This window comes from Micromonospora sp. NPDC050495 (genome assembly GCF_040655175.1).
In the GTDB taxonomy this organism is placed as follows: Bacteria; Actinomycetota; Actinomycetes; order Mycobacteriales; family Micromonosporaceae; genus Micromonospora.
Genome location: NZ_JBFAJK010000030.1, coordinates 23823 through 33178, shown reverse-complemented (window position 1 = coordinate 33178; position 9356 = coordinate 23823). Strand labels below are relative to the sequence as shown.

Annotated in this window: 9 protein-coding genes; all 9 read left to right on the top strand. The window is 73.4% G+C overall.

What is annotated here, in order from left to right; genetic code table 11:
- Positions 1 to 1201, top strand: a 1201-nt coding sequence (locus AB0I11_RS24350) for a hypothetical protein (protein ID WP_357324770.1), incomplete at its 5' end; no start/stop codon positions are given.
- A gap of 10 nt (positions 1202 to 1211) precedes the next feature.
- Positions 1212 to 1790 (top strand): hypothetical protein, encoded by a 579-nt coding sequence (locus tag AB0I11_RS24345; protein ID WP_357324767.1) that lies wholly within the window; start codon positions 1212 to 1214, stop codon positions 1788 to 1790.
- A complete protein-coding gene (locus tag AB0I11_RS24340) occupies positions 1790 to 2101 on the top strand; it encodes a hypothetical protein (RefSeq protein ID WP_046566678.1) in 312 nt (103 codons plus the stop codon). Before AB0I11_RS24345 ends, AB0I11_RS24340 begins: the two co-directional genes overlap by 1 nt.
- Entirely contained in the window at positions 2101 to 3228 is a 1128-nt protein-coding gene (locus AB0I11_RS24335; RefSeq protein ID WP_357324762.1) for a hypothetical protein, read from the top strand. The genes AB0I11_RS24340 and AB0I11_RS24335 overlap by 1 nt, the downstream gene beginning before the upstream one ends.
- A 9-nt stretch (positions 3229 to 3237) precedes the next feature.
- The gene (locus AB0I11_RS24330) at positions 3238 to 3984 is read left to right on the top strand and encodes a phage baseplate assembly protein V (RefSeq protein ID WP_357324760.1); all 747 of its coding nucleotides are present in this window, start codon (positions 3238 to 3240) and stop codon (positions 3982 to 3984) included.
- A gap of 10 nt (positions 3985 to 3994) precedes the next feature.
- Positions 3995 to 4396, top strand: a complete 402-nt coding sequence (locus AB0I11_RS24325; RefSeq protein WP_357324757.1) for a hypothetical protein — start codon at positions 3995 to 3997, stop codon at positions 4394 to 4396.
- The gene (locus AB0I11_RS24320) at positions 4393 to 4764 is read left to right on the top strand and encodes a GPW/gp25 family protein (RefSeq protein ID WP_357324754.1); all 372 of its coding nucleotides are present in this window, start codon (positions 4393 to 4395) and stop codon (positions 4762 to 4764) included. Before AB0I11_RS24325 ends, AB0I11_RS24320 begins: the two co-directional genes overlap by 4 nt.
- Positions 4761 to 6254, top strand: a complete 1494-nt coding sequence (locus tag AB0I11_RS24315) for a baseplate J/gp47 family protein (protein WP_357324751.1) — start codon at positions 4761 to 4763, stop codon at positions 6252 to 6254. The genes AB0I11_RS24320 and AB0I11_RS24315 overlap by 4 nt, the downstream gene beginning before the upstream one ends.
- Complete coding sequence (locus AB0I11_RS24310; protein ID WP_357324748.1) at positions 6251 to 9349, top strand: phage tail protein; 3099 nt, start codon at positions 6251 to 6253, stop codon at positions 9347 to 9349. Before AB0I11_RS24315 ends, AB0I11_RS24310 begins: the two co-directional genes overlap by 4 nt.
- Positions 9350 to 9356: the final 7 nt, after the last annotated feature.

The window sequence follows — 9356 nt, the reverse complement described above, 5'->3', positions numbered from 1 at the left end:
GGAGAAGGTGATCCCGCACCTCAACACCTTCTTCGACTCCATCGCCAAACTCATGACCACCCTGTCGACGTTCAAGGTCGGCGAACTGGCCACCATCGCCGTCGGGTTCCTCGCCATCGCGGGTTTCGTCTGGCTGCTCGGCCGGGCGTTCCAGCAGGTCACCTCCGACCTGGAGAAGATCGTCCCGCAGCTGGACCGGTTCTTCACCTCGATCGGCAACCTGATGACCGCGCTGGCCCGGTTCAAGCCGGGCGAGATGGTCACCATCGCGGTGGGCTTCCTGCTGATCGCCGGCTTCGTCTGGTTGCTCGGCAAGGCGCTGGCCACCCTCACCGACCAGGCGATCACCGCGATCGACCCGCTGGCGAAGTTCTTCACCGCGATCACCGCGCTGATGACGGCCATCGCGAAGTTCTCCCCCGGCGAGATGATCCAGATCGCGATCGGGTTCGTCATGATCGCCGGCTTCGTGTGGCTGCTGTCGATGGCGATCAACACGCTCACCCAGCAGGCGGTCGACGCGCTGCCGGGGCTGGCGACCCTGATCGAGAAGCTCACCGCGCTGGCCTCGACGCTGGCGAACATGACCGCCGGTGACATGGTCACCATGGCGATCGGGCTGGTCCTGATCGCCGGCTTCGTCTGGGCGGTCGCCGCCGCCCTGGTCTACGCCGCCGGCCCGCTCGCGACGCTGAGCAAACTCTTCGACAGCCTCGGCAGCGTCCTGACCACCGTCACCGACATCGCCGGCGGCCTCTGGGACGTGCTCGGCGACATCGGCGGCGTGCTCGGTGACGTGGCCGGTGGCGTCGGCGACTTCTTCGGCGGAATCGGCGACGCGATCGGCGGCATCGGCGACTCGCTCTTCGGCTCCATCGACCTGAACGCCATGGTGAACCAGGCCACCCTGGCCGCCGCGCCACCACCGCCACCACCGGCGGCGGCCGCCGCCGGGGCCGGCGTCGGGCTGGGCGCGCTCGCCCCCGGTGGTGCGCTCGCCGCGGCTCCCGTCGGGGGTGCCACCAGCGTCGACCAGACCGTCAACGCGGGCGGCATCAACATCAGCATCACCGCCGACCGGCTGGAGGCCGACTCCGCGCAGCTGCTCACCGACGACATCGTGGCCCAGCTCCAGGCCCGCCTCGGCGCGCTGCGGTCCACCCAGGACTTCCAGGCCGGCGCGCGTCCGGCGACGGCGTGAGGAGGGACAGATGAGCAACCTGCACCTGCGCAACCCGGTCCGCGGCTTCCTCGTCAGCGTCGGCCTCGACCCGGAGATCCTGGTCCAGTTCCAGTACAACCCGGACAAGGTCACCGACAAGCGGTCGGTCAGCTACGCCACCCTCAACGCGCCCGGCATGCTCATGCCGGTCCGGCAGTACAGCGCCGGCGGTGAGCGGACCCTGTCGTTCACGGTGGTGGTCGACGGCCTGTTCAAGGGGCCCGCGGACGACGAAATCGACGTGGCCCGCGACGAGCGCGGCGGGATCGGCCCGGAACTCAACAAATACCGCGCGTTCGTGCACCCCCGCACCGAACGGTGGCAGGACGCCAACGGCACCCCGGACGGCTTCACCGGCCTGTACGCCGGCGCGGAGACCGTCTTCGCGGCCCCGCCCACCTGCCGCTTCGGCTTCGGCGAGCGGGTCGTCGACTGCGTGGTCACCGAGGTCAGCATCACCGAACAGCTCTACAACCCCGACCTCGACCCGATCCGGGCCGAGGTGCAGGTGACCCTGGCCGAGTTGACGCCGTACAACCCCGACCCCGCCGCCGGAGGAGCGATCTGATGCCGATCCCGCCGAGTTCCCGCTTCGCCGGCCTGCCGGTGCTGGAGGTCGTCGCGCCCGACGGCAGCCGCCGGCACGTGCTGGGCCTGCGGCTGCACACCACCGGCACGGCCGGCACCGAGACGCACCGGGTCCGCCAGGGTGAGCAGATCGACCTGATCGCCCGCCGGCGCCTCGGCGACGAGCAGCTCTGGTGGCGGGTGCTCGACGTCAACCCGGTGCGCTACCCGCTGGACCTGACGCCGGGCGAGCAGCTGCGGCTGCCCGACCCGGGCCAGGCCACCCGGGCCAGCCGGGCGAGGAGCTTCTAGTGACCGCGCCAGGACTGCCGGCCCGGGTGCCGTACCTCTCGGTGGTGATCGAGGGGCAGGACATCACGCCGTGGGTGACCTCGGTGCAGGTCATCGAGGACGACCGGCTCGCCGACAGCACCACGATCACGATCAACGACCCCCGGATGATCTACGCGGACGCGCTGATGGAGGGCTGCGTGGCCGAGATCGACCTCGGGTACGCCGAGCCGGGCCAACACGCCCTGCTGCTGCGCGCACTGATCACCAAGGTCGAGTTGACCTACCCGGAGAACGGCGTGCCCCAGGTGAAGATCAAGGGCGAGGACAAGTCCATCGAGATGGGCCTGGTCGAGAAGAAGAAGAACTGGACCAGCACCACGGTCAACGCCATCGTCCGCAAGATCGCCCAGCCGTACCGGTTCGCCGACGTGGTGGCCGCGCTGAGCCCCGACCCCCGGGTCACCCGGGAGAACCAGGACGCCAAGACCGACCTGGCGTTCCTGCAGGACCTGGCGAAGAAGTACACCGCCAAGTGCTTCGTCGAACTCGACGAGAACGAGCGGGAGGTCCTCTACTTCATCCCGGACCGGCGGATCCTGCACCTGAACCGGGCCGACAAGCTGGTGCTGCGCTACCGGCAAGGGCCGGGCAGCAACCTGATGTCCTTCAGCCCGGCCTTCGACGCCAGCTACATCGACCGGGTCAAGGAAGTCAACGACATCGACGACGGCGGCCGGGCGGTCAACACCCCGCCGCAGCCGCCGGTGGAGGTGTTCATCTGGCCGCTCGCCGCCGACCTGGGCAGCCGGGCCAGCCGGGTCGACCTCGACCGGATCGACGCGTTGTACGAGGTCGGCGTGCAGGCCCGGAAGAAGCTCCAGCAGGAGCTGGCGAAGCCCCGCCCGACGACCGGGGCGGTCGCGGCCAACCAGCAGAAGCTCGACGACGAGACCGGCGCGCTGGAGTCCCGACGCCTGGGCATGTCCGCCACCGGCACCACCCTCGGCTCGATCTGGATGCGGGCCAAGTGCAACGTCTCGATCACCGGGGTGCACGAGCGGTTCGCCGGCGACTGGTACGTCACCGGGGTCACCCACACGATCGACAGCAGCGGCTACAAGACCGACTTCAAGGCCGTCCGGTGAGGGGGGACCGTGGCTGACCAGTACTTCGGCAAGTACAGCGGCGTCGTCAAGGACAACCGGGACGCCGACAAGCTCGGCATCGTGCAGGTCAGTGTGCCCACCGTGTTCCCCGCCGAGGAGCAGGTGCCGGCGCGGGCCGCGCTGCCGTACGGGATGTTCTTCGTGCCGGAGAAGGAGACCAACATCTGGGTCGAGTTCGAGGGCGGCGACAGCAACAGTCCGCTCTGGACCGGGGTGCAGCACGTCCCCGGCAGCTGGGCCCCGGAGGCGGCGAAGAACCCGCCGACCGTACGGGCGTTCAAGACCGCGGCCGGTCATCTGCTGATCTTCGACGACACCGACGGCAGCGAGTCGGTCGTACTCACCGACGGCGTCAACGCCCACCGGCTCACCTTCGACGCGGACGGGGTGGTGCTCACCGACGGCAGGAACAGCCACTCGATCACGCTGGACGCCAACGGGATCAAGGTCACCGACGGCGTCAACCACCACGAGATCGAGCTGGGTTCCAGCGCGGTCACGGTGAAGCACGGCGCCGGGGTGGCGAAGCTGACCCTGGAGGCGGCGTCGGCCAAGGCCGAGGCCGGCGCGGCCAAGGTGGAGCTGGGGCCGGCCGGCGCGACCGTCGACGGGCCGATCATCATGCTCGGCGCCGGGGCCAGCCTGCCGCTGCTGCGCCTCGGTGACCAGGGCATCGGCAACCTGGGCGCGCCCGTCCCGATCACCATCACCACCCAGACCAAAGTGATCGCGTGAGGGGTGGGCGATGACTCTCGGACCGGACAAGACCACCTGCGCCACCGAACTGCGCGAGGCGATGCGCGCGCAGCTCGACACGATGGACCCGCCGCAGGGCGGCAACGTCGACAACCCCCAGGTGAAACCGAACTTCGACGCCCTCGGCGACGGGGTGTGGCGGATCCTCACCCAGGACGCCGAGACGATCAGCGCCGCCGCCCAGGACCCGACCTTCTGGGCCTTCCTCGCCGCGCTGCGCACCGAGGTCGAGCAGTTGCGCGCCTTCGACGCGGGCCTGCGTGCCGCCTTCGCGGCCTGGGATCCGACCCTGCCGGCCAGCGGCGCCACGCTCAAGGCCGCGATCGCCGCACTGAGCGTGCCCGCCAGCACCCCGACCGCGCCGACCGGCCTGAGCGGGAGGATCCGGTGACCACGCTGCGCGGCATGGCGATGCCGTTCCGGATCTCCGCCGGCGGCGTCGCGCGCAGCGAGGGGCCGCAGAAGGTCGCCGACGACCTGCGCCACCTGCTCTCCACCCGGCTCGGCGAGCGGCTGCTGCGGCGCGGCTACGGCGGCGGCGTGCAGCACCGGCTCCAGCAGCCCAACGACCACACCCTGCGCACCCTGATCCGGCACGAGATCGAGCAGGCGCTGCGCAACCACCTGCCCCAGGCGCGGCTGACCGGCCCGGTCCGACTGACGCACGACGAGTCCGAACTCACCGTCACCTTCGACTACGCCATCGACTCCACCGAGGTGGCGCAGCGGGTGGCACTGAAGCTGCCGAGGTCGTCATGAGCGAGGTACGCGGACTGCCCATCGACTACACCAACCTCGGGTACGAGGCGCTGCGGGAGTCGATGCTGGCCATCGCCCGGCAGACGTTGCCGGAGTGGACCGACCACTCGGAGAACGACCTCGGCGTCCTGCTCATCGAGTTGTTCGCGTACGCGGCCGACGTCACGCTCTACTACCAGTCCCGGATCGCCGCGCAGCTCTTCCCGGAGACCAGCGACGAGCCGGAGGCGCTGGTGCAGCTGCTGCGGCTGCTCGGCTACGAGCTGCGCTCCGCCCCGCCGGCCACGGTCGAGCTCGCGGTCGCGGTGGACGCCGCGCAGCCGCTGCCGGTGACCGTCCCGGCCGGCACCGCCTTCCTCGCGCAGGGCCCGACCGGCGAGCGGCAGCAGTTCGAGGCGGTCCGGGACACCAGCATCACCGGCGCCGGTCTCGGCCCGGTGGTGGCGGAGAACCTGCGCTGGTTCCTGCCGGTCACCGCGGTCGAGGGGCGCACGGTCACCGACGAGCTGCTGGGCGTCTCCGACGGCGCCCCCAACCAGCTCTACCCCCTCGGCGAGGGCCCGGTCATCGGCGGCTCGGTCACCGTCACCGTGGCCGGCCCCGGCGGCCCCACCCGGTGGCAGGAGGTGCGGTCCCTGGCCACCGCCGGTCCCGCCCAGCGGTGCTTCGCCACCCAGCGGGCCGCCGACGGCCGGGTGACGCTGCTCTTCGGCGACGGCGTCAACGGCGCGGTCCCGCCCCGGGGCAGCGCGCTGGACCCGGTGGAGCTGCTCGCGACGTACCGGGTCGGGGGCGGACCGCAGGGCAACGTGCCCCCGGGCACCACGTTCACCTCCCCGGTGAGCGCGCTGCGCCGGATCGTCGCGCCGGCCGGCGGCACCGGCGGCGCCGCCGCGGAGAGCATCACCGGCGCCCGGGACCTGGCGCCCCGGTTGTACCGGGCCCAGGACCGGGCGGTCACCGCCGACGACCACGTCGAGCTGGCGCTGCGTACGCCGGGCGTGGGCAAGGCCCGGGCGGTCGCGCTGAACTGGAACGACGTGCTGCTGTACGTGGCGCCCAGCGGCCGGGTCGAGCAACCCTCGGAGCTGCTGCGCCGCGACCTGCTGGCCGCCTTCGAGCAGTCCCGGATGGCCGGCACGGTCCTGCGGGTGCTCGGCCCCGAGCCGGTCGACGTCTACTTCGCGGCCACCGTCCGCGCCGAGCCGTACTTCCTCCAGGAGGACGTGCGGGCGGCGGTGACCGGCGCGGCGGCGGACCTGATCGCGTTCGACCGGGTCGACTTCGGCGAGCCGGTCTACCTGAGCCGCCTCTACGACGCCCTGCAGAGCCTGCCCCAGGTGGCGTCGCTGACGGTCACCCGGTTCAGCCGCTCCCCCGACGGCGGGGTGGACGCCGACGGGGTGATCGAGCTGGAGCCGTTCGAGCTGGCCCGGGCCGGCTACGCCGAGACGATCCGGCTCGTGATCACCGGTGGCGTGGCCCGATGAGCCCGACGACTCTCGACCGTAGCCCCACCCGGGTCCGGGCGGTGCCCCGGTTGCTCGGCCGGGAGATCGAGCTGACCTGGACCAACCCGCCGGTGTCGGCGTTCGGCGGCGGCTTCCTGCTCGGCGTACGGGTGGTCCGCCGCGAGCGGACGTTCCCGCTCGACCCGGACGACGGCGTGGTGGTGCACGACGAGACGGCGCCGGTGGTCGACCGGCTCGTCGACGCCGGCCTGATCCCGCTGACCCGCTACTACTACACGGTCTTCAGCTACGACGGCACCGACTTCCACACCGGGGACGGCGCCCAGGCCAGCGCCCTGGCCACCGACGAGCACGGCCTGGGCGAGCGGCTCTACCGGCTGCTGCCGGCGGTGCACCAGCGGGAGGACCACCCGTTGCGGCCGGACGAGGTGCACGCCCTCGACCCGGGCGTGCAGGAGGCGCTGCGGGTGCTGCCGCCGCAGCTGCGCGGGGCCGGACAGCTGCGCCGCTTCCTCACCGCGGCGACCGCGCCGCTGGGCCTGATGCGCAGCACCGCCGAGGCGCTGCGCCAACTGCACGACGTCGACCGGGTCGCCCCGGAGTACCTGCCCCTGCTGGCGGCGTTCCTGGACTGGCGCACCGACCGGACCCTCCCGGTCTACTCCCAACGCAACGAGGTGCGCGCCGCCCCGCACCTCTACCGCAGCGTCGGCACCGTGCCGAACCTGCGTTCCATCGTCACCCGGTACACCGGCTGGCAGATCCAGGTCGCCGAGTACGCGCAGCACCTCACCCGCGCCCACCACGCCCCGCAGCAGAACGTCTTCGCGCTACGGGAGACCGGCGCCGGCTGGGTCGCCGCCGGCGACGCCGCCGACCTGCTGGGCTTCGCGCCGCCGAACACCGGTGCCGGGTCGGCCACGGTGACCGGCACGACCAGCGGACCGTTCCCGCTGCGTGCCGGCATGGAACTGACGGTCAGCACCGACGGGGCGGGACCGGTCACCGCGCGGTTCGCCCGGGGCGACGCGGTGAACCTCGCCGGGGCCACCACCGCCGAGGTCGCCGCCGCGCTGAACCGGCAGTTCGTCCACCTGACCGCCACCGCCCTGCCCGGCGGGCGGCTGCGGCTGGACGCGCACGGCGGCACGCTGCGGATCGAGGCCCCCGAGTCGAGCCTGGTCACCCTGGACGGCGCGCCCCGCGGGCGGCTGTCGGTGGTGCCGGCCGGCAATTCGGCGTTCCGGCTGTTCCACGCCGTCGCCGATCCGCTCGGCCCGGTCGACAACCGGGCCGCCCGCCGCGCCGTGGCCGGTGACGCGTTCCCCCGGCCGCCGGTCGCCGGGGAACCGGGGCACCCCGTCGACGGGCCGGACCCCACGCCGTTCGTGCCGGCGGAGCCCGTCGGCCAGCTCCAGGTCAAGCCGTACCGGGACGGGCAGTGGGGCAGCTCGACGCCGCTGTTCGCCGGGGGCGAGCCGGCCGCCGCCGCGCTGCCGCCGGCCGGGCCCGGGCTGCCGGAGCGGATCCTGCTGGCCTGGGTGGACCGGCCCGGTACGCCGGACGCCCGGATCTTGTTCAGCGTCGGCACCACCACCGACCCGGCCCCCGCGGTGCTGACCGGCCGGGCCGGCACCCCGTTCCCGATCCCGCACGGCTCGTTCCTGCTGGTCCGCGACGGCGCCGGCCGGGCCCGGGCCGCCCAGTTCGCCGCCACCGACTTCGCCGACCCGGCCGCCCCCGGGATCGGGGACGTGGTCGCCGTGCTCAACAGCCAGCTCGCCGGGCTGCTGACCGCGTCGGCGGCGCCCGGCGGCGCGCTGCGACTGACCTCGGCGCTCACCGGCGGGGACGCCCGCCTCGAGGTGGACCTGGCCAACTCCACGGCCGCCGCCGCGCTCGGCTTCGGCCCGGACAACTGCCGCGCCACTGGTGACTGGGGTGACCGGATCGACTGGCGCGAGCCGCAGCCGCTGCCGCTCGTGCCGGCCGGGCGCCTCGCCGACCTGGCCGCCTGCCCCGACGACACCCCCGGCACGGTGCGCCTGGCGTACGCCCGGCACGACGGCACCGCCTGGCAGGTCCGCACGGTCCGCTTCGACGGCACCGCCTGGAGTGGCGACGAGGCGCTCACCATCGGGCCGCTGGCCAGCCGGGAACCGACCCTCGGGCGGGATCCGGACGGCCGGGTCTGGGCGGCCTGGGCCCGGCAGGGCGCGGTCGGGGCCGCCGGCTGGTCGCTGCGGCAGCGCAGCCGCCCGGCCGCCGGGGTGTGGGGCGCCGAGACCGCGCTGACCGCGCCGCCCGCCCCGGACACCGCCGGTGACCGGGAGCCGGGGCTCGCCGTACGCCCGGGCCTGCCGCCGCTGGTGTTCTTCCGCTCCGACCGGGGCGGCGGCGCCGACCTCTGGTCGGTGCCGGTGGGCGGCAGCGCAGCCCGGATCACCGCCGGGGCGCCCGCGGACACCTGGCCGGCCCCGGTCGACGTCGGCGGCACCCGCTGGCTGCTGCACCGCACCGACCGCTCCGTCGGGCACGACACGGTGGGCGGCGCGGGCGGGCAGCGCACCGGCACCCTGCACCGGTACGCGGGCTCGACGACCGTGGTGCTCGGCGACGTCGACCGGCTGCGCCGCCGGCGCGCCTGGGACGACCTGGTCGCGTACACCCCGCACCGGCCGGACGGGGCGAGCACGGCGCAGCCGCTGCGCGAGGACGAGATCTACACCCGGGGCACCCTCGGCCTCTACCTCACCCAGGCCGTCTCCGGGCTGCTCGACGAGAGCATGGCCGAACGGCTGCGCGCGGTGCTGCGCCGCTTCCTGCCGATCAACCTGCGGGCCGTGGTCTGGCTGGCCCCCCGCGCCGACGTGGAGTACGTCTACCCAGCCGGGGCGGACCTGCTCGACACGTACCTGGACAAGCATCCCGACATCGACCACCTGAACGTCGGCGAGGGGCCGGTCTCGGTGCTGCTGCCCGGCTGGGGCGTGCTCGGCAGCGCCCAGCTGTCCACTCCCCCGCCGGCCGATCCGGAGGCCCGGGGGATCACCGTCGACCCGACCGACCTGACCAGCCTGCGCTGGCGCACCCACCACCCACCGCTGCAGTGACAGGGGA

Coding starts and splice junctions, on each gene's coding strand:
- AB0I11_RS24315 (WP_357324751.1), top strand. CDS start 4,761: ATGAGCGAGGTACGCGGACTGCCCATCGACTACACCAACCTCGGGTAC.
- AB0I11_RS24310 (WP_357324748.1), top strand. CDS start 6,251: ATGAGCCCGACGACTCTCGACCGTAGCCCCACCCGGGTCCGGGCGGTG.
- AB0I11_RS24345 (WP_357324767.1), top strand. CDS start 1,212: ATGAGCAACCTGCACCTGCGCAACCCGGTCCGCGGCTTCCTCGTCAGC.
- AB0I11_RS24325 (WP_357324757.1), top strand. CDS start 3,995: ATGACTCTCGGACCGGACAAGACCACCTGCGCCACCGAACTGCGCGAG.
- AB0I11_RS24340 (WP_046566678.1), top strand. CDS start 1,790: ATGCCGATCCCGCCGAGTTCCCGCTTCGCCGGCCTGCCGGTGCTGGAG.